This is a genomic window from Kitasatospora terrestris (assembly GCF_039542905.1).
In the GTDB taxonomy this organism is placed as follows: Bacteria; Actinomycetota; Actinomycetes; order Streptomycetales; family Streptomycetaceae; genus Kitasatospora; species Kitasatospora terrestris.
Genome location: NZ_BAABIS010000001.1, coordinates 7,579,619 through 7,605,238, shown reverse-complemented (window position 1 = coordinate 7,605,238; position 25,620 = coordinate 7,579,619). Strand labels below are relative to the sequence as shown.

General features: G+C 75.0%; 22 protein-coding genes. 10 read left to right on the top strand and 12 right to left on the bottom strand.

The genetic code is table 11. The features are described 5' to 3' along the window. The first annotated feature begins 153 nt into the window (after positions 1 to 153). The 3 genes from ABEB06_RS34860 to ABEB06_RS34850 all read left to right on the top strand — a co-directional run bounded on the left by ABEB06_RS34860 (position 154) and on the right by ABEB06_RS34850 (position 3,341). Positions 154 to 1,278 carry a DegT/DnrJ/EryC1/StrS family aminotransferase gene (locus ABEB06_RS34860; protein WP_345700925.1) on the top strand — a complete coding sequence of 375 codons (1,125 nt, stop codon included), beginning with the start codon at positions 154 to 156 and terminating at the stop codon, positions 1,276 to 1,278. Positions 1,279 to 1,296: 18 nt separating this feature from the next. After that, the gene (locus tag ABEB06_RS34855) at positions 1,297 to 2,235 is read left to right on the top strand and encodes an NAD-dependent epimerase/dehydratase family protein (protein ID WP_345700924.1); all 939 of its coding nucleotides are present in this window, start codon (positions 1,297 to 1,299) and stop codon (positions 2,233 to 2,235) included. Positions 2,236 to 2,297: 62 nt separating this feature from the next. Next, on the top strand, positions 2,298 to 3,341 hold the full coding sequence (locus tag ABEB06_RS34850; RefSeq protein WP_345700923.1) for a glycosyltransferase family protein: 1,044 nt from the start codon (positions 2,298 to 2,300) through the stop codon (positions 3,339 to 3,341). A 164-nt stretch (positions 3,342 to 3,505) separates the two neighbouring features. Here the strand turns inward: ABEB06_RS34850 and ABEB06_RS34845 are convergent, their stop codons facing one another. The 4 genes from ABEB06_RS34845 to ABEB06_RS34830 form a co-directional block, all read right to left on the bottom strand. After that, positions 3,506 to 4,240, bottom strand: coding sequence for a polysaccharide deacetylase family protein (locus tag ABEB06_RS34845; protein ID WP_345700922.1), 735 nt, complete (start codon positions 4,238 to 4,240; stop codon positions 3,506 to 3,508). Continuing rightward, the gene (locus tag ABEB06_RS34840; RefSeq protein WP_345700921.1) at positions 4,240 to 5,010 is read right to left on the bottom strand and encodes an SDR family NAD(P)-dependent oxidoreductase; all 771 of its coding nucleotides are present in this window, start codon (positions 5,008 to 5,010) and stop codon (positions 4,240 to 4,242) included. The genes ABEB06_RS34845 and ABEB06_RS34840 overlap by 1 nt, the downstream gene beginning before the upstream one ends. Before the next feature lie 73 nt (positions 5,011 to 5,083). Then, the gene (locus ABEB06_RS34835) at positions 5,084 to 5,503 is read right to left on the bottom strand and encodes a hypothetical protein (RefSeq protein WP_345700920.1); all 420 of its coding nucleotides are present in this window, start codon (positions 5,501 to 5,503) and stop codon (positions 5,084 to 5,086) included. 121 nt (positions 5,504 to 5,624) lie between these two features. Beyond that, complete coding sequence (locus tag ABEB06_RS34830) at positions 5,625 to 6,500, bottom strand: hypothetical protein (protein WP_345700919.1); 876 nt, start codon at positions 6,498 to 6,500, stop codon at positions 5,625 to 5,627. Positions 6,501 to 6,697: 197 nt separating this feature from the next. On the opposite strand from ABEB06_RS34830, the gene ABEB06_RS34825 reads away from it, so the two are divergent. From ABEB06_RS34825 to ABEB06_RS34805, 5 genes are all read left to right on the top strand, one after another. Further along, positions 6,698 to 7,987, top strand: coding sequence for a cytochrome P450 (locus ABEB06_RS34825; RefSeq protein ID WP_345700918.1), 1,290 nt, complete (start codon positions 6,698 to 6,700; stop codon positions 7,985 to 7,987). A gap of 303 nt (positions 7,988 to 8,290) precedes the next feature. Beyond that, complete coding sequence (gene fusA, locus ABEB06_RS34820; RefSeq protein ID WP_345700917.1) at positions 8,291 to 10,351, top strand: elongation factor G; 2,061 nt, start codon at positions 8,291 to 8,293, stop codon at positions 10,349 to 10,351. A gap of 133 nt (positions 10,352 to 10,484) precedes the next feature. Continuing rightward, positions 10,485 to 11,579 (top strand): PP2C family protein-serine/threonine phosphatase, encoded by a 1,095-nt coding sequence (locus ABEB06_RS34815; RefSeq protein WP_345700916.1) that lies wholly within the window; start codon positions 10,485 to 10,487, stop codon positions 11,577 to 11,579. 169 nt (positions 11,580 to 11,748) lie between these two features. Beyond that, complete coding sequence (locus ABEB06_RS34810) at positions 11,749 to 12,186, top strand: SsgA family sporulation/cell division regulator (protein ID WP_345700915.1); 438 nt, start codon at positions 11,749 to 11,751, stop codon at positions 12,184 to 12,186. A gap of 115 nt (positions 12,187 to 12,301) precedes the next feature. Beyond that, on the top strand, positions 12,302 to 12,724 hold the full coding sequence (locus tag ABEB06_RS34805) for an ATP-binding protein (RefSeq protein WP_345700914.1): 423 nt from the start codon (positions 12,302 to 12,304) through the stop codon (positions 12,722 to 12,724). 37 nt (positions 12,725 to 12,761) lie between these two features. Here ABEB06_RS34805 and ABEB06_RS34800 read toward each other — a convergent pair whose 3' ends face one another. Genes ABEB06_RS34800 through ABEB06_RS34780 form a run of 5 tightly spaced genes read right to left on the bottom strand, consistent with a single transcriptional unit; the run spans position 12,762 to position 18,684 of the window. Then, positions 12,762 to 13,760 (bottom strand): LacI family DNA-binding transcriptional regulator, encoded by a 999-nt coding sequence (locus tag ABEB06_RS34800; RefSeq protein ID WP_345700913.1) that lies wholly within the window; start codon positions 13,758 to 13,760, stop codon positions 12,762 to 12,764. A 34-nt stretch (positions 13,761 to 13,794) separates the two neighbouring features. Further along, a complete protein-coding gene (locus tag ABEB06_RS34795; RefSeq protein ID WP_345700912.1) occupies positions 13,795 to 15,549 on the bottom strand; it encodes a glycoside hydrolase family 36 protein in 1,755 nt (584 codons plus the stop codon). Positions 15,550 to 15,554: 5 nt separating this feature from the next. Beyond that, positions 15,555 to 16,412, bottom strand: coding sequence for a carbohydrate ABC transporter permease (locus tag ABEB06_RS34790; protein WP_345700911.1), 858 nt, complete (start codon positions 16,410 to 16,412; stop codon positions 15,555 to 15,557). Beyond that, positions 16,409 to 17,335: a carbohydrate ABC transporter permease gene (locus ABEB06_RS34785; RefSeq protein WP_345700910.1), complete on the bottom strand. Its 927-nt coding sequence runs from the start codon at positions 17,333 to 17,335 to the stop codon at positions 16,409 to 16,411. The genes ABEB06_RS34790 and ABEB06_RS34785 overlap by 4 nt, the downstream gene beginning before the upstream one ends. Further along, the gene (locus tag ABEB06_RS34780) at positions 17,332 to 18,684 is read right to left on the bottom strand and encodes an ABC transporter substrate-binding protein (RefSeq protein WP_345700909.1); all 1,353 of its coding nucleotides are present in this window, start codon (positions 18,682 to 18,684) and stop codon (positions 17,332 to 17,334) included. Before ABEB06_RS34780 ends, ABEB06_RS34785 begins: the two co-directional genes overlap by 4 nt. 191 nt (positions 18,685 to 18,875) lie before the next feature. Between ABEB06_RS34780 and ABEB06_RS34775 the strand changes: the two genes are divergently transcribed. Continuing rightward, positions 18,876 to 21,224, top strand: a complete 2,349-nt coding sequence (locus tag ABEB06_RS34775) for a carbohydrate-binding protein (protein WP_345700908.1) — start codon at positions 18,876 to 18,878, stop codon at positions 21,222 to 21,224. Positions 21,225 to 21,288: 64 nt separating this feature from the next. Here ABEB06_RS34775 and ABEB06_RS34770 read toward each other — a convergent pair whose 3' ends face one another. The 3 genes from ABEB06_RS34770 to ABEB06_RS34760 all read right to left on the bottom strand — a co-directional run bounded on the left by ABEB06_RS34770 (position 21,289) and on the right by ABEB06_RS34760 (position 22,963). Next, positions 21,289 to 21,918 (bottom strand): rhomboid-like protein, encoded by a 630-nt coding sequence (locus tag ABEB06_RS34770; protein WP_345700907.1) that lies wholly within the window; start codon positions 21,916 to 21,918, stop codon positions 21,289 to 21,291. A 33-nt stretch (positions 21,919 to 21,951) separates the two neighbouring features. Then, positions 21,952 to 22,407 (bottom strand): iron chaperone, encoded by a 456-nt coding sequence (locus ABEB06_RS34765; RefSeq protein WP_345700906.1) that lies wholly within the window; start codon positions 22,405 to 22,407, stop codon positions 21,952 to 21,954. A 100-nt stretch (positions 22,408 to 22,507) separates the two neighbouring features. Further along, entirely contained in the window at positions 22,508 to 22,963 is a 456-nt protein-coding gene (locus ABEB06_RS34760; RefSeq protein ID WP_345700905.1) for a carboxymuconolactone decarboxylase family protein, read from the bottom strand. Between the two features lie 176 nt (positions 22,964 to 23,139). On the opposite strand from ABEB06_RS34760, the gene ABEB06_RS34755 reads away from it, so the two are divergent. Further along, positions 23,140 to 25,596 (top strand): tetratricopeptide repeat protein, encoded by a 2,457-nt coding sequence (locus ABEB06_RS34755; protein ID WP_345700904.1) that lies wholly within the window; start codon positions 23,140 to 23,142, stop codon positions 25,594 to 25,596. The last annotated feature ends 24 nt before the right edge of the window (positions 25,597 to 25,620 follow it).

Below are 25,620 nucleotides of genomic sequence, written 5' to 3'. Positions count from 1 at the left end.
TAGAACGTCTTGACATCAAGATATCTCATCACGCCCACGGAGCACGCTCTCACCCGCCCGGCCGACCATGCCTCCCCACATCCGGGCCCGCCCGACGTAGCGTGGTGTGTCCGGGTTCGTCCCGTTCCCGCAGTGACTCCCTGGAGGTGGACCGTGGCGGTGCCCGCAGCCCGCATCGTGTTCGACGACGCCGACCGCGCCGCCGTGGCGGAGGCGGTGACCGAGATGCTCGGCACCGGCGCGCTGACCCTCGGACCGTGGACCCAGCGCTTCGAGCAGTCCTTCGCCACCGAGCACGGCGCCTCGCACGCCGTCGCGGTGGCCAGCGGCACGGCCGCGCTGGAGATCGTCCTGCGCACCCTGGACGTCCGGGGGCGCGACGTGGTCGTCCCGGCGGTCACCTTCTACGCCACCGCCGGCGCCGTGCTGCACGCGGGCGGGCGGCCGGTGCTCGCGGACGTAGACCCGGACACCCTGGCACTCAGCGCCGCCACCGTGGAGGCCGTGCTCACCCCCGACACCGCGGCGGTGGTCCTGGTCCACATCGGCGGGCTGGTCTCCCCCGGGGTGGACGCGCTCGCCGCGCTCTGCGAGGCCCGCGGCATCCCGCTGGTCGAGGACGCGGCGCACGCCCACGGCAGCAGCTTCCAGGGCCGCCCGGCCGGGACCTTCGGCGTCGCCGGGGCCTTCTCGTTCTACCCGACCAAGGTGGTGACCAGCGGCGAGGGCGGCATGATCCTCACCGAGTCGCCGGAGCTGCGCGACGAGGCCCGCATCCACCGCGACCAGGGCAAGGGCTCCTTCGGCACCAACCACCACGTCCGCGAGGGCGCCTCCTGGCGGCTCAGCGAGGCGAACGCCGCCGTCGGCACCGTCCACCTGCGCCGGCTCAAGGAGTTCGTCGAGACCCGCCGCCGGGTCGCCGGCCGCTACGACGCCGCGCTCACCGCGCTCGACGGGCTCACCCCGGTCCTGGAGCCGCCCGGCAGCCGGTCCAACTACTACAAGTACGTGGCGCTGCTGCCGTCCGGCGTCGACCGGGCCGAGTTCAAGCGGCTCTGCGCCGAGGAGCACGGCGTCCGCCTCTCCGGCGAGGTGTACGACCTGCCGCTGCACCACCAGCCCGTCCTCTCCGCCCACCGCGACCTGCGGCTGCCGGTCGCCGAGGACGTCTGCGCCCGGCAGGTCTGCCTGCCGGTGCTCTCCGACATGACCGAGGACGAGACCGACCAGGTCATCGACGCCGTCACCGCCGTCCACCGCCGCCTCGCCGGCTGACAGAGAAGGAGCACCGCCGTGCGCGTCGCCGTCACCGGGGGCTGCGGGTTCATCGGATCGCACGTCGTCGACCGGCTGCTGGCCGCCGGTCACGAGGTGCTGGTCGTCGACACCGCCGACCGCTACCTCAACCCGTCCGCCGAGCACGTCCGCCTCGACATCCTCGACCTGCCCGGCCTCACCGGCGCCTTCGAGGGCTGCGAGGTCGCCTTCCACCTGGCCGCCATGGCCGACGTGGAGAAGGTCACCGCCGACCCGGTCGGTGCGGTCCGCTGCAACATCGACGGCACCGAGACCGTCCTGGAGGCCGCCCGCCGCGCCGGGCTCGGCCACACCGTCCTCGCCTCCACCGTCTGGGTGTACGGCGCCGCCCTCGCCGAGCCCACCCTCGACGGCGAGGAGCAGGAACTCGACGAACGCACCCCCATCGACCTCGACCGCAGCGGCCACCTCTACGTCGCCACCAAGCTCGCCGCCGAGATGCTCATGCACAGCTACCGCGAGCTGTACGGCCAGCACTTCACGATCCTGCGCTACGGCATCCCGTACGGGCCGCGGATGCGCGACGAGCTGGTGGTCGCCCGTTTCGTGCAGGCCGCGCTGGCCGGCCGGCCGATCACCATCGCCGGCGGCGGCCTGCAGACCCGCAACTTCGTCTACGTCGAGGACCTCGCCGACGCCCACGTCCGGGCGCTGTCCCCCGCCGCGCAGGACCAGACCTTCGCCCTGGAGGGCGCCACCGCGATCTCCATCCGGGAGATCGCCGACACCGTCGACCGGCTGCTCGGCCCGATCACCGTCGAGGAGGTCGAGGCCCGCACCGCCGACTACGCCGGCCGCCGGATCTCCAACGCCGCCGCCAAGCGCCTGCTCGGCTGGTCGCCGCGGACCAGCTTCGCCGACGGCGTCCAGCGGTACGCCGACTGGTACCGCGCCACCACCGGCGGGCCGCGCTGAGCGGCGACCGCCCGCCGCACGCCCTGCTGGTCTCCGGCTCCCTCGGCCAGGGCCACGACGTGATGGCCCGGGCCTGTGCCGACACCCTGGAGGAACACGGCTGGACCACCGACACGGTGGACGCCATGGCCCTGCTCGGCGACCACTCCGGCGCGGCCGGCGAGGCGGTCTTCCGCCGGCTGCTCGCCCTTCCCGGCGTGTACGACGCCTTCCACTTCTCGGCGCTGCGGCCCGGCGCCCGGATCGCCCTCGCCGCCGACGCCGCAGCCCGGCGGCGCCTGGTCCCGGCGCTGCGCGGGCTCCTCGCCCGGCAGCGGCCCCGGCTCGTCGTCTCGGTGTTCGCCACCGCCACCTCCGCCGTCAACCAGCTGCTCGCCACCTGGCCCGCCGGTGTCCGGCACATGGTGCTGTGCACCGACGTCACCCCGCACCGGCTCTGGGTCCAGGACGGCACCGACCTCTTCCTGGTCACCTCGGAGGTCGCCGCCTGCGCCGTCCGCCGCTACCGGCCGCACGCCCCGGTCGCCGTCCTGCCCGCGCCGCTGCGCGACCCCTTCTACCGGCCGCCCACCCGGGCGGAGGCCCGCGCCGAGACCGGGGTGCCCGACGACGCCCGGTGCGTGCTGCTGATGTCCGGCTCCTGGGGCCTCGGGCCGCTCGCCCGCGCCGCCGCCGAACTCTCCGACGCCGGCCCGCACGTCCTCGCCGTCGCCGGCAGCAACACCGAGCTCGAGCGCCGGCTGCGCACCACCGCCCGCACCCGGCCCCGGCTGCACCCGTACGGCTGGACCGACCGGATGCCCGCGCTGATGGCCGCCGCCGACCTGGTCGTCACCAGCTCCGGCGACACCTGCAGCGAGGCCCGCGCGATCGGGCGGCGCCTGCTGCTGCTGGACGTCGTCCAGGGGCACGGCCGCGACAACCTCCAGCACGAACTGGAGCTCGGCCACGCCGACGTCACCTCCGCCCACCCCTCCGACGTCGTCCGCAGCGCCCTCGCCGCCCTCGACCGGCCCGCCCCCGCCCCGTCCCTGGGCGCCACCCCCGCCCCGTGGCGCACCGGCTTCACCAAGGCCCTCGCCGACCTGGGCCTGCCGACCGCCTGACCCGGCGGCCGGGCGCAGCCCCCCGTCAGGTGGGGCGGATCCCCTGCCGGGGGGCGTCGCTGCGGCAGCGCCGTTCGACGGCGGGATCCCCTCCACGGCCGCCGGCCGGGCAGCCGCCGTCCCGTGGCGCACCGTCTCCGCCAGGTGACCCGCCGCCAGGGCCGTCAGGCCGCCGGGACCGCGTGGTCGCGGAGGGGGCCGAGGGCCAGGCCGCGGGCGGCGCAGTGGTCGGCGATCAGGGGGAGGGCGGCCAGGGTGGTCCGCCAGGAGCCCGGGGCGGAGGTGCAGTCGGAGTCGTGCAGGAGCAGGGTGGCGCCGGGGCGCAGGCGGGGGGCGGCGGCGGCGAGCACCGAGGCGGGGGTGGCGTCGTCGGTCCAGTCGCGGCCCCAGGCCGTCCACAGCACGGGGCGCAGCCCGAGCCGGCGGGATGCCGCGGCGAGGCCCGCGGTGAGCACCCCGTACGGCGGCCGGTACCACTGCGGCTCCTCGCAGCAGTACGCGGTGACGGCGTCCCGGGTGCGGCGCAGCTCGGCCAGGTCGCGGCGGGGCGCCGGGTACCACGGGACGCGGTGGTGCCAGCCGTGCACGGCGACCTCGTGGCCGCGCAGGACCAGCTCGCGCCCCAGGTCGGGGTGGCGTTCCAGGGCGTCGCCGAGCAGGAAGAAGGTGGCGCGGGCGCCGATCCGGTCGAGGGCGTCCAGGACGGGCGGGGTGCCCGTCGGGTCGGGCCCGTCGTCGAAGGTCAGCGCGACGTGCCCGGGGCGTTCGCCGTACCCGGCGGTGCGCCGTGCCAGGTGGTGGCGGACGGGTGGCAGCCGGACGGCGGCCGGTGCCAGGTGCAGCAGCTCGACGCCCGCGGCCGCCGCAGCGGCCGCGCCCGTCGCGGCGGTGGCGCGCATCAGCCGAACCGGTCCGCCAGCCGCCGGAACGCGCCCGGGGCGAGGCCGTGGATGCGGGCCGGCCCGGCGAGCCACGCCGGCACGAACACCCGGTCGCGGCGGGTGGTGATGGTGGCGACCACCGAGTCGGCGACCTTCCCGGCGGACACCGGGCGGGGCCGCTCCCGCTGGTAGGGGGTGCCGCGCCGGGCGAAGAACGGGGTGTCGACCGGGCCGGGCAGCACGATCCGGACGTCGACGCCGGTGCCGCGCAGCTCGTACCAGAGGCTCTCGGCGAACATCGCCAGCCCCGCCTTGGTGGCGGCGTACGCGGTCTCGTCGCGGACGCCCACCTGGCCGGCCATCGAACCGAGCAGCACGATCCGGCCGTGCCGGCGGGCCAGCATGCCCGGCAGCAGCTCCCGGGCCAGGCGCAGCGGGGCGCCCAGGTTGACCTCCAGCATCCGGTCCACGGCGTCCGGCGGCGTCTGGACGAACGGGCCGCGCCAGCCCAGCCCGGCGCTGGCGACCAGCACGTCCACCTGGCCGGTGGCGGCGAGCGCCGCGTCGGCCAGCAGGCGTGGGCCGTCCGGGGTGGAGAGGTCCTGCGGCAGCGCCTTGCCGCCGGTGCGGTCGGCGACCTCGGCCAGCCGGTCGGGGTCGGTGCCGGAGAGGAGTAAGCGCCAGCCGGCTCCGGCCAGGCGGTCGGCGGTGGCGGCGCCGATGCCGGAGGAGGCTCCGGTGATCAGCGCCACCGGGGTTTCGCCCTGTCGGGTGTCGTCCGAGCCCATGTGCACCTGCCCGGTCGGGGGTACGTTCGGCTCCCCACGATCCCACCGCACCGCCCGACGGGCGACCGGGGTGTCAGCCCGTGGCGACCTGCTCGCGCAGGGTGGCGGTGAGCAGCGGCATGTACGCGGGGGAGCACGCGAACAGCACCGGCTCCCCGCGGTCGCGGCACTCGGCCACCTGCCAGGAGCGGCGGACCGCGGCGGGGTCGGTCTTCGCCCGCTCGCGCACCCGGACCAGCTCCAGGTGCACCAGCGGGACCGGCCGCCGGTTCAGGCCCGGCTCCTCGGTCGGCGCGACCGCGAGCGTGCTCCGGGAGGCGCTCAGGAAGCCGATCGTCGGCCGGCAGTACGGTCGGTCGCCGATCGCGCTGCCCTCGAAGCTCACCACCTGCCCCGCCTCGACCGCCGCGGTCAGCTTCCGGGCCCGCCGCCGCTCACCGCCGCCGGGCACCGGCAGCAGGGTCAGCACTCCGAGCAGGATGTCGAGCAGCATCCGGTCCCCCTGGTGACGTCGTGTCGACACGGACGACGAGCAACCGGGGCCGTCGGTTCCGGCGGCCGCCTGCCTCCGGCTGTCCGACGCGGTCCGAGGGCGACGGCCCGGCGGGAGCGGTCTAGCGGGGCGCGGGGGCGCGTTCGGCGGGGTGGTCGGCGGTGGGGTCGGTGCCGGGTTCGGGTTCGGCGAAGCGGGCGAGCAGGAAGGTGCCGCCGACCGCGAGGAGGAAGCCGAGCACCGCGCACCAGGCGTAGCCGGGCCTGGCGGTGTCGCCGAGCGCCAGCACCCCGACCACCGCCGGGCCGAAGGTCTCCGACAGGGTTCCGGCCGCGGTCGCGGCGGTGACGGTGCCGCGTTGCAGGGCGAGCGCGTACGCGACGTAGCCGCCGACCCCGCCGAGCGCCAGCGCGTACGTGGCCGGGTCGGCGAGCACCGCGGTGATGCTGCTCGCGTCGAGTACCCGGACGGCGAGGCTGGTGACGCCGAAGCCGACGCCCGCGAGCAGGCCGAGCCCGGCGGCGGCCGCGTTGCCGGCCCGGCGCGCGAGCAGGGCGGTGCCGACCAGCATCAGCGCGGTGGTGCCGAGCAGCGCCAGGTGGAACGCCGACGGGGCGTCCTCCCGGCCCTCGGTGCCGGAGCCGACGGTGAGCAGCAGCAGGCCGGCGACGACGGCGGTGATGCCCGCCGTGTCGCTGCGGTGCAGGTGGGTGCCGAGCATCCGGACGGCGGCCAGCGCGGTGACCGCGAGGCTGGCGTTGGTGACCGCCTGCACGGTGAACAGCGGGAGCGTGCGCAGCGCGACGATGCTCAGCGCGAAGCCCGCGATGTCCATGACGGTGCCGAGGACGAACGGCCAGCTGCGCACCAGCGCGGCCAGCAGCCCGGCCCGGACCCGGTCGGCGTGGGGCGCGGCGCGGGCGCCGCGCGCCTGGAAGACCGAGCCGAATCCGAAGCACGCGGTCGCGGCGAGGGCCGCGGTCAGTCCGAGCAGCATCGGCGCCTCCGGCCGGGTACGGCGGTGGGTGGTCCGCCACCAGTCTGGGCCGGGCGGGCCGCTCGGCGCAGGTCGGCGCGGGTCGACGCCGGGCCGCACCGGGGAGCCCGCGGGCGCCCCTCCCCCGGGGCGTCACCGGCTGCGTACACTCCGTCAGGTCAGCCTTCGCACGTCGTACGTCGCCGAGGAGCAGCCCGATGGCCACCGCAGTCGTCCGTGAGGTACCCGAGTTGGACGCCGCCGCGGTCGCCGAGTGGCGGGCCGGGCGGCGGCCGCTGGTGGAGTTGATGGCGCGGGCGCAGCGGGAGCTGGGCGGGGTCGCGGGGTTCCGGCTGGGCGAGGGGCCGCCGACGGTGGTGGTGACGGATCCGGCGGCGGTGCAGCACGTGCTGGCGCTGCACCCGGAAACGTACGCGAAGCGCTCGCACCGGGCGCGGATGCTGGTCGGCGACGGCGTGCTGTCGGCGTCCGGCGAGGCGTGGCGCAACCAGCGGCGGCTGCTGCAGGCGCAGTTCACCGGGCCGGGGATGCGCCGCTACCAGCACCGGCTGGAGGCGGCGGCCCGCGCGACGGCCGAGCGCTGGGCGGGCCACGCGCGGACCGGCGAGCCGGTGGACGTCGGCGAGGAGATGCGGCTCTTCGCGCTGGACACCGTCTGGCGGGCGCTGACCGGCCATCCGGTGGACGCGGCGACGGCGGAGCAGCTCGGCGGGGTCGCGGCGGTCGTCGAGGCGCTGCCGAGCCTTCCGGCCGACGCGGTGGAGCCGCCGCCGGCCGTCGCGGCGGACCTGGCGCGGATCGACGAGGTGGCGCACCGGGCGATCGCGGCCGCCCGGACGGGTGAGGCCGGTCCGGACGGGCCGGGGCTGCTGCACCTGCTGGTCGAGGCGGGCGAGGAGCGGCCGGAGTACACCGACGCGCTGATCCGCGACGAGCTGGTGACCCTGCTGATGGCCGGGCACGAGACCACGGCGTCCACCCTGACCTGGCTGTACCTGCTGCTCGACGGCGCCCCCGAGGCCCGTGCGTGGGCGCTCGCCGCCGGGCCGGACGGCTCCGCGGGGCGCCGCACGGCGATCGACGCGCTGGCGTCCGAGGCGCTGCGGCTGTACCCGTCGGCGTGGATGCTGCCGCGGCGGGCGATCGTCGACGACGTCCTGCTCAGCCACCGCATCGAGGCCGGCAGCGACGTCCTCAGCTGCCCGTACCTCACCCACCGCGATCCCGGGCTCTGGGCGGAGCCCGGGCGCTTCGACCCGCGCCGGTTCACCGAGCCCGGCGGGCGGCCCGCGCAGCAGGGCGCGTACCTGCCGTTCGGCATCGGCGCCCGCGCCTGCCTGGGCATCCGCTTCGCCCAGCGGGAGATGCTGGCCCTGCTCGAACTGCTGCTCCCCGCACGCACGGTGGCCTTCCACGGGCCCGCACCCGCCGCCGCCTTCGGGCTCACCGTCCGCCCCGCCGGCCCGACCCCGGCGACCGTCGGCTGACGGCGGACGCCCGCTAATTGCGTGGCCGGGCAGGCGGGTTGCTCCTAGACTCGGCTCCCAGAGCGCGCCGCCGGTTCGGGCCGCGCGCACCGTGACGGGTCCGGAGGGGGGCGAGGGGCATGCGTGAGCGCTGCGTCCTCGTCGTTCCCGCGTCGCGGTTCGAGGTGATCCTGGTGTCCCCGTCCGCCCGGTGCCGGCTGCGCGGCCGCCACCGGACGTCCTGACGCGACACCTCGCTCCGACGTTCCGTCAGGGCCAATTGCGCCGCCCTGTTCAGGTTCCACCTCGAAAGGCCATCGGGCCATGCGCATCGACCTCACCCGCAACCTCGGCATCCTCGCCCACGTGGACGCCGGCAAGACCACCGTCACCGAGCGGATCCTCTACCTGACCGGCCTGACGCACCGCCGGGGCGAGGTCCACGACGGCACCACCGTCACGGACTTCGACCCGCAGGAGCGCGACCGGGGCATCACCATCTTCGCGGCGGCCGCCAGCTGCGTCTGGGACGGCCACCGGCTGAACGTCGTCGACACGCCCGGGCACGTCGACTTCACCGACGAGGTGGAGCGTTCGCTGCGGGTGCTGGACGGCGCGGTCGCGGTGTTCGACGCGGTCGCGGGTGTCGAGCCGCAGAGCGAGACGGTGTGGCGGCAGGCGGACCGGCACGGCGTGCCGCGGATCGCCTTCGTCAACAAGCTCGACCGGGCCGGTGCGGACCTGGACCTCGCGGTCGCCTCGATCCGCGAGCGGCTGGGTGTCGTCCCGCTGGTGGTGCAGCTGCCGATCGGCGCCGAGGACGCCTTCACGGGTCTGGTCGACCTGGTCCGGATGACGGCCCTGAGCTGGCCCGACGGCACGGACGGGGTCGTCGCCGGCCCGGTGCCGGAGGAGCTGCGCGCCGAGGCGGGCCGCCGTCGCCGGCTGCTGGAGGAGGCGGTCGCCGAGCTGCACCCCGCGGCGCTGGAGGAGTACTGCGCCACCGCCGCGCTCTCCCCCGCCACGCTGACGGCCGCCCTGCGCGACCTGACGCACGGCGGGCAGGGCGTGGTGGTGCTGGCCGGCTCGGCGTACCGCAACCGGGGCATCGAGCCGCTGCTGGACGCGGTCACCGCCTACCTGCCCTCGCCCTCGGACGTGCCGCCGGTGCGCGGCCTGCCGGTCGGGGCTGCGGCGGTCGGGGCGGCGGACGGGGACGCGGTGGAGCGGCCGGCCGATCCGGCGGCGCCGTTCGCGGGGCTGGTGTTCAAGGTGACCGTCGGCGACAGCGGCCGGCTCGGCTTCCTGCGGGTGTACGCGGGGACGCTGCGCCGGGGCGACACCGTGCTGGACGCGGGGGCCGGCCGGACCGAGCGGGTCCGGCGGATCTTCCGGGTCCGGGCCGACCGGCACACCGAGGTGGCGGAGGCGGTGGCGGGCGACATCGTCGCCGTGGTCGGGCCGAAGGCGGCCGCGACCGGGGCGACGCTGTGCGCGCCGGACGCCCCGCTGCTGCTGGAACCGCCGACGGCGGCCGCCCCGGTGGTCTCGGTGGCCGTCGAGGCCCGGCGGACCGTCGACACCGACCGGCTGGCCGTCGCGCTGGCCCGGCTGGTGGAGGAGGACCCGTCGCTGACCGTCCGGACCGATCCGGAGACCGGCCAGACCGTGCTGTCCGGCATGGGCGAGCTGCACCTGGAGGTGGCGGTGGAGAAGGTCCGCCGCGCCACCGGGCTGGAGGTCGCCGTCGGCCGGCCGCAGGTCGCGCTGCGCGAGACCGTGGTGCGCGGGGTGAGCGGGCTGACGTACCGGCACGCCAAGCAGGACGGCGGCGCCGGGCAGTTCGCCCAGGTGGTGCTGGACGTGGCGCCGCTCGACCAGGCGAACACGGACTTCGTGTTCGGCTCGGCCGTGGTCGGCGGGCGGGTGCCGAAGGAGTACGTGCAGGCCGTCGAGGCGGGCTGCCGGGACGCCCTCGCCGAGGGGCCGCTCGGCGGCCACCCGGTGACCGGGCTGCGGGTGACCCTGACCGACGGGGCCACCCACGTCAAGGACTCCTCGGAGCTCGCCTTCCGCACCGCCGGGCGGCTCGCGCTGCGCGAGGCGCTGCGGCGCTGCGCGGTGCAGCTGCTCGAACCGGTCGCGGAGGTCACGGTGACCGTGCCGGAGGAGAGCGTCGGCGCGGTGGTCGGCGACCTGTCGGCCCGGCGCGGCCGGATCAGCGGCTCCACCGCCCGCGGCGGCAGCGCGGTGGTCACGGCGACCGTGCCGCTGGCCGAACTGTTCGGCTGGGCGACCCGGCTGCGCAGCCGTACCAGCGGCCGCGGCGGCTTCACCACCCGCCCGGCCGGCTACGCCCCGGCACCGCCGGCGGCAGCCGGATAGCGGCGGGCCCCCGTCCGGGCGAATGCGCGGGCGGGGGCCGTCCGGGGCACAGTGAAAGGGACGGAACTCGCACACCGGGGCGATCGTCACCGGGGCGATCGTCACCGGGACGGAGAGCGAGGGACTGCACCGCATGACACCGACCACCCTGCGCACCCGGCTCAGCCCCCGCCTGTTCTGGTCCGCCCTGGCGGTCGCCACGCTGCTGGTCGTGCTGCTCTCGCTGCTCTCCAGCACCACGGCCCGGCTCTCGCCGCTGCTGATCGTGCTGCCGGCGCTGGCCGCCGGCCTGGGCTCCGTCCGGCAGACGCTGATCGCCTCCGGCTGGGTGCTGGCCCTGCTCGGGGCGTCCTTCGCCTACGAGCCGCCCGAGCAGGTGACCGACGGGGTCACCGAGAGCGTCGCGGCGGTCGCCTTCCTGGCCCTGGCCGTCTCCGCCTGCCGCTGGCGCACCCACCGCGAGCAGGAGCTGGAGCGCCTGCGCACCACCCTGGTGGCACTGCAGCAGCAGATCCTGCGGCCGCTGCCGGTGGTCACCCGGGAGGTGCTGATGCACGGCGTCTACGCACCGGTCGAGGAGGACCGGCAGGTCGGCGGCGACATCTACGAGATCGTCCAGTCGCCGTTCGGCACCCGGGTGCTGATCGGCGACGTGCAGGGCAAGGGCCTGGCGGCGATCGGCGCCGGCTTCGCGGTGCTGGGCGCGTTCCGCGAGGCGGCGTACCGGGAGCCGACGCTGTCGGCGGTGGTCGACGCGCTCGAGGACGCGGTGGTGCGGCACAACGAGTTCGCCGAGCAGAACGGCGAGCCGACCCGCTTCGTCACGGCGCTGCTGCTCAGCGTCGACGGCGAACCCGAGGTGCAGGCCGTCAACTGCGGGCACGTGCCGCCGTTCGTGCTCGACGGCCCCGGCGGCCACGGCCCGCTGGACCTCGCGGACACCGCCGTCCCGCTCGGCCTCGCCGCGCTCGCCTCCGAGCCGCGGGTGGTGCAGTGGTTCGAACTGCCCGAGCGCACCACCCTGCTGCTGTACACCGACGGCGTCTCCGAGGCCCGCGACCGCAGCGGCGCCTTCTACCCGCTGGAGGAGCGGCTGCCCGAGCTCGCCGGGCTCCCCGCCGCCGACCTGGTCACCGCGCTGCGCGCCGACATCGACCGCTTCACCGCCGGGGCCCGCCGCGACGACATCGCGGCGCTCTCGCTGCGCCGCGCCCCGGCGCTGGGCTGAGCCCGCCGGCGGTGCGGACGCACACGGGTGCGTCACAGCGGTGCGCACCGCGTTCGGAGCTTGTGGAGATGGCGGCCGGGCCGCGTGGCCGGCCCGGAGGACGGGTACGCGCCGCCGGTACCGGCGCCCGCCCCGGCCGGGGCGGGGCCGGTCACAGAAGGGCGATCCGATGTCGAACTCCGCCGTCCACCCGGTGTCCGTCACGCTGCCGGAGAGCCCGCAGCCCGACGTCCCCGTCGCCGTGGAGCTGCGCTTCGACAGCGACCGTCCGTACGCGGCGTGCCTGGCGTTCCCGGTGGCGGAGTGCGGCTGCGCCGACGAGGGGCTGCGGCTGTGCTGGTACTTCAGCCGCGACCTGCTCAACGAGGGCCGGCACGCCCCGGCGGGGCTGGGCGACGTCGAGGTCCGGCCCGGGGGGCCGGGCAGCGTGCTGATCACCCTGCAGGGCCCGGACGGGCACGCGGTGCTCAACGCCCCGACCGACGCCGTGGCGGCGTTCCTGGCCGAGTGCTTCGCCCTGGTGCCCGCCGGGTCGGAGACCGACCACCTGGACATCGACGGCGTCCTGGTCCACCTCCTGGGCGGCGACGGACCGCGGACCGCCTGAGCCGGACTACGGATGATGGCGCACTGCCCAACCTCGGCGACCCGTATTGTTTCCGGCCCCCGGGTGCGCCGACCGTGGGACGCGTCAACCGTCCGGCCGTCACCCGGGAGAGCCGATGAACCGCGTCCACGTCCGCCCCGCCGCGGTCGACAGCGCCGGGTTCCGGCTGGAGCCGGGCGGGCACGCCACCGACCACCTGCGCAACTGGGTGTGCGGGAGCCTGCGCCGCTGGGGGCTGGAGCCGCTGGCGCCCGACCTCGAACTGATCGCCACCGAGCTGGCGGGCAACGCCCTGCGCCACGGTGAGCTCCCGGCCAGGGCCACGCTGGAGCTGCTGCCGGCCCGCGGGGTGCGCCTGGCGGTCACCGACGCCGGACCCGGCTTCCTCCCGGAGCCGGTGGTCGCCTCCTGGGAGGACGACGCCGAGGGGGCGGGCCGCGGCCGGGGGCTGATGATCGTCTCCGCGCTCAGCACCGCCTGGGGAGTGGACCGCCTGGACCTCGGCCAGCGGGTGTGGGCCGACCTCGTCCCGCACTGACCCGCACCGCCCCTCCCCCGCCGCGGGCCGGGCGCGCTCACGCCGTCGGCACCGGCCCGGTGGTCGAGCGGATCACCAGCTCCGGGTCGAACAGCAGCTCTCCGGTGGGTGTGTCCCGGCCGCCGACCAGGGCCAGCACGCTGCGCCCGACCTCCAGCGCGAGGCGGTCGGCGGGCTGGCGCACCGTGGTCAGCGGCGGGTCGACGAACTCGGTGATCATCGAGCCGTCGTAGCCGACCACCGAGAGGTCCTCGGGCACCGAGCGGCCGAGCCGGCGCGCCCCGCGCACCACGCCCAGCGCCATGAAGTCGCTGGCGGCCACGATCGCGGTGGCGCCCAGGTCGAGGAGCGCGCCGGCCGCGGCCTGCCCGCCCTCCACCGTGTACGACTGCCGGATCACCAGGCGCTCCGGGTCGACGGCGCCGCGCCGGGCCATGGCCTCCAGGAAGCCCTGCACCCGGCGGTCGGCCGGCTGGTTGCCCGCCGGGCCGGAGGCCATGCCGATCACCCGGTGGCCCAGCCGGTGGAGGTGGTCGACGGCCAGTTCGGCGGCCAGCCGGTCGTCGGTGGAGAACACCGGGACCGGGACGCCGTCCGCGAACTCGCCGTTGACCCCGAGGTAGGGGATGCGGCGGGTGCGCAGCATCTCGTAGATGTCGGTGTCCGCGCCGTCCACGGTGTTGGAGGCGGAGAGGAAGACCACCGCGGCGATGCCCTTGTCGATGATCGCGGCGATGTACTCGCGCTCCTGCACGCCGCCGGGGAAGGAGGGGCACAGGACCGTCTTGAGGCCGTGCGGCGCGAGCGCCGACTCGATGCGTTCGGCGACGTCCGCGAAGAAGGGGTTGGAGACGTGCTCGGTGACCACGGCGACGATCTGCCCCTGGACGGAGCGCTCGTAGCCGAGTTCGGCCATGGCCCGCTCGACCGCGTCCCGGGTCTTCTTCGCCACGCCCTGGCGGCGGTTGATCACCCGACTGACCGTCGCCTCGCTCACACCCGCGTGAGCGGCGATCTCGACGATGCCGATCTTCATGCCCTCCCCTTCACCGGACGGTCCACCGGGCCGTTCACACGCTGCTTCGAATCCGGGCCAGCCCCATCCGCGGGACCGGCACGCTGCGCAGGCCCGGCACGAGAGTGGTCTGGACCCGGTCGATCATACGGCCGTCGGCGGCGTGCACCTCGATCTCCGCGGCCAGCTCCCCGCCGTGCACCTCCAGCACCAGTCGGTCCGCCGAACTCCCGTTGACCAGCACGGTTTCGGTGAAGTCGGCCGGGCGCAGCGGCACCGCGCGCCCGGTGTGCACGTCGAGCACGCACACGCCGTCGGCGACGGACTCCACCACCGTGTAGAGCTCGTCGGGGCGGCCCGGCTCGACCCGGCCGTCCAGCAGCTGCGGCCGCAGGGCGCGCCACTGGGCGAGCCAGAAGCGCAGCGCGGCCAGGTGCTCCTCGGGCAGGGCGTCCAGGCGGACGGAGACCTGCGGGACGGCGTGCAGGGTGCTGATCAGGTGGCGGGCGCAGGACTCGACGGGCGCCCCGGCCTCCCACATCAGCGGGTCGCTGTGGACCGCTCCGCCGACGGCGAGCAGCGCGGTGTCGATGGTGCGGACCCGGTTGCCGGTGGAGTCGCCGGGGCAGTCGAAGGAGCGCAGCATGTTGCCGAAGGCGGCCATGCCGGGGCCGACGTAGGGCTGGCGCAGTTCGAGGAGCACGTCCGGGCGGACGGCCTCCAGGCCGGTGCGCAGGTCGGCGAGCAGCAGGGTCAGGGCCCGGCCGACGTCGCCGCCGCCGTCGTGGGCGTAGACCATCGCCTCGTCGAGGAAGTCGACCTTGAGGCCGTCGAGTCCGTGCTCGCGGACCAGGCGCACGCACAGGTCGACGACGTGGGCGCGGACCTCGGGCCGGCGCGGGTCGAGGACGTTCGCTCCGGGGACGCCGGCGGCGGTGGGGGCGTACGGCTCCCACCGGTCGTGGCAGGCGGCCTTGGGGCCGAGCAGCAGCGGGGCGACCCAAGCGAGGTAGCGCAGGCCGGTGTCGCGGACCCGGGCGACGTGGCCGGCGAAGTCGGGGAACTTGCGCGGGTCGGGCGTCCAGTCGCCGACGCCGGCGTAGCCGCGGCCGCTGCCGTGCTCCTGCCAGCCGTCGTCGAGGATCAGGGCGCCGAAGCCCAGGCCGGCGGCGAGCCGGGCCTGCTTCTCGACCTCGGCGGCGGTGACGTTCTGGTTGTAGGCGTACCAGGTGCAGTAGAGCGGGACGCGGGCGGCCTCCGGCACCGGCATCGCCCGGGTGCGGTCGGTGAACCAGGCGCGCAGCGGGCGCAGCGCGGCGGCGACCGAGGGGGCGCGCGGGACGAGCAGCAGGCGGTGCGGCTGCTCGGCGGGCGGCAGGTGGAGGTGGACGACGTGGGTGTCGTTCTCCTCCGAGACGCCGTAGCGCAGGGCCACTTCGGGCACCGGGTCGGCGGTGGCGAAGGTGAGCAGGGTGGCGCCCGCGTAGTCGTACAGGCAGCCGGCCGCCAGGCCGTCGACCAGGCTGACGGTGGAACGGCCCTCCCAGTCGGCGACCAGGGTGCGGCGCCAGTCGGCGCCGGGGTGCCAGTAGCCGGCGGCGTCGCCGAGCGGGACGGACAGCCGCACCTCGACCGGGACGCGCGGGGCGTCGATCCGCAGCACCCGGACGCCCGGTGCGGCCTCTTCCAGGGTCCAGTCCGCGTCGGTGCCGCCGGCCAGGACGGCGACCTCGACCTCGTCGAGCAGCGGCGCGTAGCGGGCCGGGGCGAGTTCGGCGGTGGTGACGGCCTCGGGGGCCTGGGTGGTCACGGTGGTCACTCCTTGACGGCACCGGCCAGCAGGCCGGAGACGAAGTGGCGCTGGAGGGCGAGGAAGACGATCGCCATCGGGATCGCGGCGACGGCGGTGCCGGCCATGATCGCGCCGTAGTCGGTGTCGACGACGCCCTTGAGCGAGGCGAGCGCCACGGGGATGGTCAGCGAGGCGCTGTCGCGCAGCACGATCAGCGGCCAGACGAAGTCGTTCCACTGGAAGAGGAACAGGAAGATCGCCAGGGCGGCGAGGGCGGGCCTCATCGGGGGCAGCACGACCTTGAGGAACAGCCGCAGTTCGCCGCAGCCGTCGACCCGGCCGGAGTCGAGCAGCTCGTCCGGGATCGTGCCCATGGACTGGCGCATCAGGAAGATCCCGAACGGCAGGGCCAGGTTGGGCACGATGACGGCCTGGTAGGTGTTGAGCCACTCCAGGTCCGCCATCATCTTGAACAGCGGCACCAGGGTGACCTGGGCGGGGATGACCAGGCCGAGCATCAGCAGCCCGAAGAGGGCGTCGCGGCCGCGGAAGCGGTACTTGGCGAAGGCGTAGCCGGCCAGGGTGCACACGGTGCCCGCGCAGAGGGTGTAGATCACCGCGATGAGCAGGGAGTTGAGCACGACCCGGCCGAACTGGGCGGTGGTCTGCAGGCTCTGCAGGTTGTCCAGCAGGTGCCCGCCGGGCATCAGCGGCGGCGGCGAGTCGAAGATCTCGTTGCTGCTGCGGGTGGCGGCGACGACCAGCCAGTAGAACGGCAGGAGCACCGCGGCCAGGGCGATGGCCAGGCTCCAGGTGAGGAGGATGCTGTTGCGCAGGCGGCCCGGGGCGGCCCGGGGCCCGGCGCGGTGGGTGGGCGTCATGACTTGTCTCCCAGCACCTTGAACTGGACCAGCCCGAGGATGCCGATCAGGACGGCCAGGGCGTAGGCGATGGCGGACGCGTAGCCGAAGTCGAAGAAGGTGAAGGCGTTCTGGTACAGGTACACGCCGATGGTCAGGGTGGCGTTGTCGGGCCCGCCGTGGGTGAGGATGAACGGCTCGTCGAAGATCTGCAGGGTGCCGATGGTGGAGAGCACCGTGGTCAGCAGCAGCGCGGGGCGCAGGCCCGGCAGGGTGACGTGGCGGAAGGCGCCGACCGCCCCGGCGCCGTCCACGGAGGCGGCGTCGTACAGCTCGCGCGGGATCGACTGCAGCCGGGCGAGCAGGATCACCGCGTTGTAGCCGGTGTAGTGCCAGGTCAGCGCCAGCCCGAGGGAGATCCGCGCCCAGAGCGGGTCGGTCAGCCACGGGACGGCGTCGAGGCCGACCGACTGCAGCAGCCAGTTGACCAGGCCGTACTTCTCGTTCAGCAGCACCGAGAAGATCACGCCGTAGGCGACCAGGCCGGTGACCATCGGCAGGAAGAAGCCGAGCCGGAAGACGGCACGTGCCCGCAGGACCGCGGAGTTGAAGGCGACGGCGAGGCCGGTGGCCAGGGCGAGCATGACCGGGACCTGGACCAGCAGGATGACGGCGGTGTTCTTCAGCGCGGTCCAGAACAGCGGGTCGTCCAGCAGCCGGGTGTAGTTGTCGGCGCCGACGAAGGTGTCGGTGCCGTCGATCGTCTTGTGGAGGCTGAGGACGAACGACCAGGCGATGGGGTAGAGCTTGAAGGCGGCGAACAGGGCCAGCGCGGGGAGGACGAACAGGTACGGGGCCAGGCGGCGGCCGGTCAGCCGGGGCGGCCCCGGTCGGGGGGCCGCCCTTCGCGCCGGGGCCGGCCGCCGGGTGGTGGCGGTGCTCATCGGACGACCTTGCGGCCCGTCTGCTGGCCGAGCTGGTCCGCGGCGGCCTTCAGGACCTCGGCGGGGTCGGCGCCCTTGAGCAGGACCTTGGTCTGCGCGTCGGTGACGACCTTGAGCGCGCGGGCGTAGTCGGCGCTGTAGTTGTACGCGGGGGACGGCGCCTCGAGGGCGTTCAGGAAGATCTCGCCCTTCTTCTGGCCGGAGAAGAATTCCGAGGGGGCGTGGAAGACCGGGTCCTCGTACGCCTTGATCAGCGCCGGGGCGATGCCCTTCTCCTTGTAGATCTTCACCTGGTTCTCGGGGCGGGTGAGCACGAACTCGACGAACTTCCACGCGGCGGCCTGCTGCTTGCTGCTGCCGGCGATCGCCAGGTGGGTGGAGTTGACGGTGGCGGCGTTGCTGCCGCCGCGGCGGACGGTCGGGGGCAGGCGCACGCCCCACTTGCCCTTCTCCTGCGGGACGGTCTCCTCGATGATGCCGCCGAACCAGGTCGGCCAGGGCACCACCGCGTTGGTGCCGGCCTTGATGGAGGAGATCAGCGCGTTCCAGCCGCCGGAGAGGTCGCTGACCAGGCCGGCGTCGTTGAGCTGCTTGATGAGGGTCATGGCGCGGACGGCCTGGGGCGAGTCCAGGGTGATGCCGCCGTCGAGGTCGAAGTAGAAGGCTCCCTGGAGCTGGAGCAGCATCTGGAAGAAGTTCGCGGCGTCCGGCTGGGAGGCGGGCTTGTCGATGCCGAGCAGGTACTTGCCGGTCTTCGCCTTGATGACCTTGCCGGCCTCGACGGTGTCGTCCCAGGTGTCCAGCGCCTTGACGTCCACGCCGGCCTGCTCGAAGACGTCGGCGCGGTAGTAGAAGCCCGCCGAGTTGGCCTCCCACGGCAGGGCGTTCACCCGGCCGCCCTTGGGGGCGACGGTGGCCCACATGCCCTGGGCGAAGGCGTCCTTGTACTGGTTCGCGCCGAGCTTGGAGAGGTCGGCCAGGCCGTTCGGGAACTTCTCCACGTAGCCGGGGAGGTAGTCGACGCCGATGTGCAGCACGTCGGCGAGGCCGCTGCCGCCGGCCGCCAGGGCGGTGGTGATCTTGTCCCAGATGGCCGGGTTGCCGATGTCCTGGACGGTCACCTTGATGTCCGGGTACTGCGCGTTGAACGCGGGGACCAGCGCCTTCATCTCGGCGGCCGGGCCGGCCCAGCTCCAGACGGTGATCTCGCCCTTGGTCGCCGACCCGGCCGCACCCGAGCCGCTGTCGCCCGCGGCCCCGCTGCCGCTGCAGGCCGTCAGGCCCGACAGCCCGGCGCCCGCCGCGAGCGCGCCACCGGCTCTCAGAACGCCTCTACGCGTGATGTCCATGATCGAACCACCTTGCTCCAGGTCGGCCGACGTGCCGACGGAGCAGGACGCTAGCAATCGCGCCACACCGCTTGCAAGATGTCATTGGAAGTTTTCTGACGGATCCGTCATCGAAAGCTTGCAAGTCTATTGAGCGCCTCCCAATCGGAGTGCTAGCGTCCGGCTCCACCCCCACCTCCCCCGGAGCCCCCATGCGCCCCTTCCGCCCCACGCGTGCGGCCCTGCTCGCCGCGATCTGCCTGACCGCCTCCCTCGCACCGCTCGGCGCCCTGCCGCCCGCCGCCGCCCTCTCCCCCGGCGCCCTCGCCGTGGCCAACCCCGGTTTCGAGCAGGGCGCCACCGGCTGGAACCTCACCGCCGGCACCGGCACCGCCACCAACAACCCGCACGCCGGCACCCGGCTGGCCTACCTCGACGCCGGCGCCGGCAAGAAGATCTGGCAGACCGTCACCGCCACCGGCGACGGCAGCTACGACGTCTCGGCGTGGATCGCCACCGGCGCCGCGGGCGGCGCGTTCACCGTCCGCGTCAACGGCACGGCCGCCGGCAGCCTCGCGCTGCCGTCCCGCGCCGCGTACGCCCGGTACACCCTCCCCGGGATCGCCGTGCACAGCGGCGACCAGGTGGAGATCGCCTTCACCTCCGGCACCGGCTGGATCAACGCCGACGACGTCTCCGTGGCGGCCTCCGGGCCCGCCGCGGTCAACCCGGGCTTCGAGCAGGGCGCCAACGGCTGGAACTTCACCACCGGCACCGGCACCGCCACCAACAACCCGCACGCCGGCACCCGGCTGGCCTACCTCGACGCCGGCGCCGGCAAGAAGGTCTGGCAGACCGTCACCGCCCGCACCTCGGGCGCCTACAGCGTCTCCGCCTGGATCGCCACCGGCGCCGCGGGCGGCGCGTTCACCGTGCGCGTCAACGGGACGACGGCCGGCAGCGTGGCCCTCCCCGCCCGGTCCGGCTACGCCCGCTACACCGTCGGCCGGTTCGGTGTGAACCCCGGCGACCAGGTCGAGATCGCCGTCACCTCCGGCACCGGCTGGATCAACGTGGACGACGTGATGGTCTCCCCCGCGCCCGCCGTCGACCCGCAGGTCACCTCCTCCGACCCCAGGATCGCCGCGCTGTTCGACTGGGCGAAGCGCAAGGCCGGCAGCTGGGTCCAGCTCCCCGGCTCCAGCGGCCCGGTCAACGTCGACGAGAACAACACCTCCGGCACCGGCAGCGCCACCTACGAGGCCTCCTACTGGGCGGGCTACGCGCACCGCAGCGCCTTCTACAGCCGCGACACCTCCCACCAGGTCGCCGGCGCGGCCGCGCTCGGCCTCGGCACCGAGAACCTGAGCATGCTCGGCGCGTTCGCCGCCACCTCCACCGCCGAGCAGCAGTACTACCCCGTGTGGGCGCTGAACTTCGACGACCGGACCAACCTGTCCATCGACTACTACTCCCCCACCAACTTCGTCCGCGAGGTGCCCGCGGCCTTCGACCTGGTCGAGCAGGCCGACAAGGCCTACCGCTGGAGCGGCGACCCGGCCTGGGTCGAGGACCGCGCGCTGTGGGACTACTACCGGCACGCCACCAAGGAGTTCGTCGAGCTGCACGACTCCGCCAAGCCCAACGGCGTCGCCGAGGGCACCGGGAACGGCATCTTCTCCGGCGCCGCCAGCTACGACGAGAGCGGCGGCGAGCACTTCGCCGAGGCCGGCGACTCGATCGGCGCCCAGTACCAGGCGTTCCTCGCCATGGCCGACCTCGCCGCCGGCAAGGGCGACAGCACGCTGTCCGCCCAGTACGCGCAGAAGGCCGCCGACCTAAAGACCTACTTCAACACCACCTGGAGCGGCACCGGCTCCGGCGCGGCCATGGTCCGCGGCTACTCCACCAGCGGCACCCCCGTCACCGGCTGGGGCAAGGAGAACAGCTGGTTCATGCCGATGAAGCGGATCATCGACCCCGGCCCCCGCAACGACGCCTACCTCGACTACGTCGACCAGCAGGCCGCCGGCGCCGACCGGCCCGCCAACATCGAGGCGTACACCTACCTGCCCGACACCTTCTTCGCCCACAACCGCAACGACACCGCCTGGAAGTGGATGCAGTACGTCTACGACCGGCGCGACGACCAGCACACCGTCGCCCAGCAGGGCCCCAACGGCGACTACCCCGAGGTCTCCTTCACCCTGGTCGGCCAGACCGTCGAAGGACTGATGGGCGTCGCCCCGAACGCCCCGGCCCGCTCCCTGGCCACCGCCCCGCACCTGCCCACCGGCACCGGCTGGCTGCAGATCAGCGACCTGGCGATCGGGCACAACACCTTCACGCTGCGCCACGACGGCGCGACCAGGTCCACCCTCACCAACACCACCGGCGCCGACGCCTACACCTGGGAGGCGCGCTTCCCCGGCACCCGGGCCACCGTCACCGTCAACGGGGTCGCCCGGGCGGCCACCACCCGGACCGTCGACGGCACCGTCTACAGCTGTGCCACCGTCACCGTCGCCCCCGGCGCCACCGTCACGGTCGACGCCTCCTGACCGGCTCCTGACGCGCTGTCCGCCGAACGCCTCCGCCCCCTCCGGACTGCCGGAGGGGGCGGAATCAGGTGGTCGGCGGGCGGCTCGGCCCCAGCACCGCCGCCAGGGCGAAGCCGAGCCCGGCGGCGAGCAGGTGGCCCACCGCGGTGAAGTCGGGCAGCGGGCCGCCGGGCCACTCGGCCCCGGCCAGCGGCCAGCCGAGGACGAACAGCGCCCACGGGAGCCGCGCCCACCGCGGCACCGCCAGGACACCGAGCGCCAGCACGGTCTGCGCGCCGTAGCTGATCCCGAAGTCCGAGGCGTGCCGCACCTCCGGCGGGTACCAGCCCCGGTGCAGCGCGAGCACGATCACCGCCGCGGTGAGCAGCGTCGCCGCGAGGTGCCCGCCGAGGAAGACCGCCGCCGCCCGGGCCGCGCCCCAGCGCCGCTCCGCCCAGGCGAGGAAGCAGCCCACGCCCAGCCCGAGCGTGATCAGCGTCCCGACGATCCCGGTCGAGGCGAGGTCGGTGAGCGTCCCGTCGAAGAACAGGGCACTGCCGAGCAGCGCGGGCACCGGGTGGTCGCCGAGGTTGTCCAGGTTGGTGCCGAGGTAGTCGAGCAGGCCGGCCGAGGGCCCGTACACCACCCAGGCGTGCCCGGCCAGCAGCAGGCACAGGTAGCCGAAGGCCAGGGGCGAGCGCCGCACGTAGTCCATGATCCGAGTGTGACCGGGTGCGGCACCGGCCCGTCAGCCGGCCGCCCGCTTCACCAGCTCGGCGATCCGGGCCTCGTCCTGCTCGGACAGCTCGGTCAGCGCGTACGCCACCGGCCACATCGCGCCGTCGTCGAGCCGGGCGACGTCGTTGAAGCCGAAGGTCGCGTACCGGCTCTTGAACTTCTCCGCGCTCTGGAAGAAGCACAGCACCTTGCCGTCCTTGGCGTACGCGGGCATGCCGTACCAGAGCTTCGGGGCCAGGTGGGGCGCGGCGGCCTTGACCACGGCGTGCAGGCGCTCGGCCATCACCCGGTCCTCGGGCGCCATCTCGGCGATCTTGGCGACCACGGCCGCCTCCTCCTCGGCGGCCTTCTCGGCCTTGCCGGCGCGGCGCGAGGCGGCCTTCAGCTCCCTCGCGTGCTCCTTCATCGCGTCGCGCTCTTCCTTGGTGAAACCGTCGTAGGACGCGGAGTCGGAGGTGGCAGCCATGGTGGGGTTCCCTTCGGGGTGGACGTGCTCTGACATCTTCACAGCGGACGGCCGCGCGGGCGGCCTCTTCGGAACTGACGGGTGTTCGGCGCGGCGCGGATCAGCCCCAGGCGCCGGCGATCTGGCGGGTGGTGGCGTTGAGCCGGTTGAACAGGTTGGTGACGCCCACCATCAGGACGATCGAGGCGAGCTGCTTCTCGTCGAAGTAGGTGGCGGCGGTGTCCCAGATCCCGTCGTCGACCGCGTCCGGGCGGTCGGCCAGCCGGGTGGCCGCCTCGGCGAGGGCCAGCGCGGCGCGCTCCTCGTCGGAGAAGTACGGGGCCTCCCGCCAGGCGGCGACGGTCGCCAGCTTGTCCTCGCTCACCCCCGCCTTGCGGGAGGTCTTCACCCCGCCGTCGACGCAGGCGCTGCAGCCGTTGATCTGGCTGACCCGCAGGTGCACCAGCTCCAGGACGTCGCCCTCGACACCGCCGGCCTCCGTCGCCTTCAGGAGGCCCTGGATCGACTGCATCGCGCCGGGCAGGACGGCGGCGGGGTTCTTCATGCGGGACTGCATCACGGTGACTCCCTCGTGGTGGTCGGTGCCCCGTTCCCCCGGGGCGTGACACCATCACAGCCGAGGCCGCCGTGCCGGACCACGGCCGTGGGACACTGTGGGACAGTCGATGCGGCCGCGACCAGCACGGATCCGGCCGGGACGATTTCTGTCGGGGCGGGACACGGGGGCGTGCAATGACCGGGACGGCACAGCAGGACGGGATCGCGGATCCCGCGGAGGAACTCGCCGGGCGGCTGCGACTGCTCCAGGAGCTCTCCGGCCGGGGCGTGCGCGCCCTCGCCCGGGACACCGGGCTCAGCTCCTCCTCGCTCTCCCGCTACCTCGGCGGGCAGACCGTCCCGCCGTGGCCCGCCGTGGTGGCGCTCTGCCGCCTGGTCGCCCGCGACCCCCGTCCGCTGCGCCCGCTGTGGGAGCGGACCGCCAACCCGCTGCCCGCGCCGCCCAAGGCCAGCCGCCAGGGCCGGCCCCGGCCGCGCAACGACCTGCCCCGCGACCTGCCGGACTTCACCGGCCGCGGCGCCCAGCTCGACGCCGTCCTCGCGGCGCTGGGCAGCCACGGCGCGGTGGCGCTGGACGGCATGGCGGGCGTCGGCAAGACCTCGCTCGCCGTGCACGCCGCGCACCGGCTCGCCGCCGAGTACCCGGACGCCCAGCTCTACGTCGACCTGCACGGCTTCACCGAGGGCCGCGACCCGATGGACCCCGGCTCCGCACTGCGGATGCTGCTCGGCGCGCTCGACGTCCCGTCCGAGAAGGTGCCGCAGGACAGCCTCGAGGAGCTCTCCGCCTGCTTCCGCTCCGAACTCGCCGGCCGCAAGGCCGTCGTGCTGCTGGACAACGCCGTCGACGCCGCCCAGGTCCGCCCGCTGCTGCCCGGCGCCGGACCGTCCGTCGTCCTGGTCACCAGCCGCAACCGGCTGCTCGGCCTGGACGAGGTGCCCCCGGTCTCGCTCGACGTGCTGACCGCCGAGGAGAGCGCCGAACTGCTCGCCCGCGCCAGTGGCGACCCCGCCGGCCCGGACGGCCGGCTCGCCCGCGAACCCGAGCACGCCGCCGAGGTCCTGCGCCTGTGCGGCCGGCTGCCGCTCGCCCTGCGCCTGGCCGCCGCCCGGCTGCGCCACCGCCCGGGCTGGACGGTCGGCATCCTGGTCGAGCGCCTGGCCGAGGGCGCCACCGAGTTCGACACCGCCTTCGCCATGTCGGTACGGCAGTTGGACCGCGCCCAGGCCCGGCTGTTCCGCCTGCTCGGGCTGCTGCCGGGCGGGACCTTCGACGAGTACCTGGCCGCCGCGCTCGCCGACCTGCCGCTGCGCACCACCCGGGCGATCCTGGAGGACCTGCTCGACGCGCACCTCGTCCAGCAGCCGACCGCCGGGCGCTACCGGCTGCACGACCTGGTCCAGCAGCACGCCCGCCGGGCCGGCGCCGAACAGGACTCCCCCGCCGAACAGCAGCGCGCCCTCGGCCGGCTGCTCGACTACTACGTCCACGCGGCCGCCGCCGCCGACGCCGCGATGCCCTTCCTGGTCCCCGGCCGGGCGCCCACGGCCGGCCCGGCGCCCGCCGAACTCCCGCGCTTCGCCGACAAGAACGCCGCCTTCGCCTGGCTGGCCGGCGAGTACGAGAACCTGATCGGCGCCTTCGAGGCCGCCTCCGCGGTCGGCGCCGACACCCACGTCCTCGAACTCCCCCGCTACCTGCGCTCGTACTTCGCCCGGCGCTGCGGCACCACCCACCTCAACGTGCTGTTCGAACGCTCCGTCGCCGCCGCCGAGCGCCTCGGCGACCCGCTGCAGCTGGCCGAGGCCCGCAGCGACCTCGGCTTCGCCCGCTGGAACGCGGGCCGGCTCGCCGAGGCCGACGCCGAGTACGCGGCCGCCGCCGCACCCATGTCCGCCGCCGGCGACCTCCGCCCGGCCGCCGAACTCACCATGCGGCGCGGCTACCTGAGCTGGGACCGCGGCGGCACCACCGAACCGCTGGAACTCTTCCGGGAGGCCGGCCGGCTGTACGAGCGCTCCGACTGCCCCAGCGGCGCGGCCCACGCCTCCGCCGCCCAGGCCTGGGCGCTGCTCCAGCTCGGCCACCGCGAGGAGGCGGCCGGACTCGCCCGCGAGGTCCTCGCCGTACCGCACCAGGACCCCGCCTGGCCGCCCACCCTCACCGCCCGGATCACCCTCGGCGTCGCCACCGCCGAGGAGCACCCCGAGGAGGCCGTCGCCCACCTGGAGCACGCGCTCGAACTCGCCCGCGCCGACGGCCACCTGAACAACCAGGCCTGGTGCCTCAACTGCCTCGGCGTCGCCCACCGCCAGGCCGGCCGCCACGAGGAGGCGCTCGCCCACCACCGCGAGGCCTTCGCCCTGCTCGACGAGCTCTTCGAGGAGCACTGGAAGCTCCGCTTCCTCAACGGCTACGCCGAGACCTGCCGCCTCGCCGGCCTCACCGAGGAGGCGCTGCGCCTGCACCGGCAGGCCCTGGACCTCGCCCCCAGGCTCGGCCGCCGGTACGAGGAGGCGCAGGCGCACGAGGGGCTCGCCGCGCTGCTCGCCGGCACCGACCCGGCCGCCGCCGAAGGGCACCGCACGGCCGCGCAGGCGCTGCGCGCCGACCTGGGCACCAGCTGCTGAGCCCTCCCCCGGGCCGTCCGACCG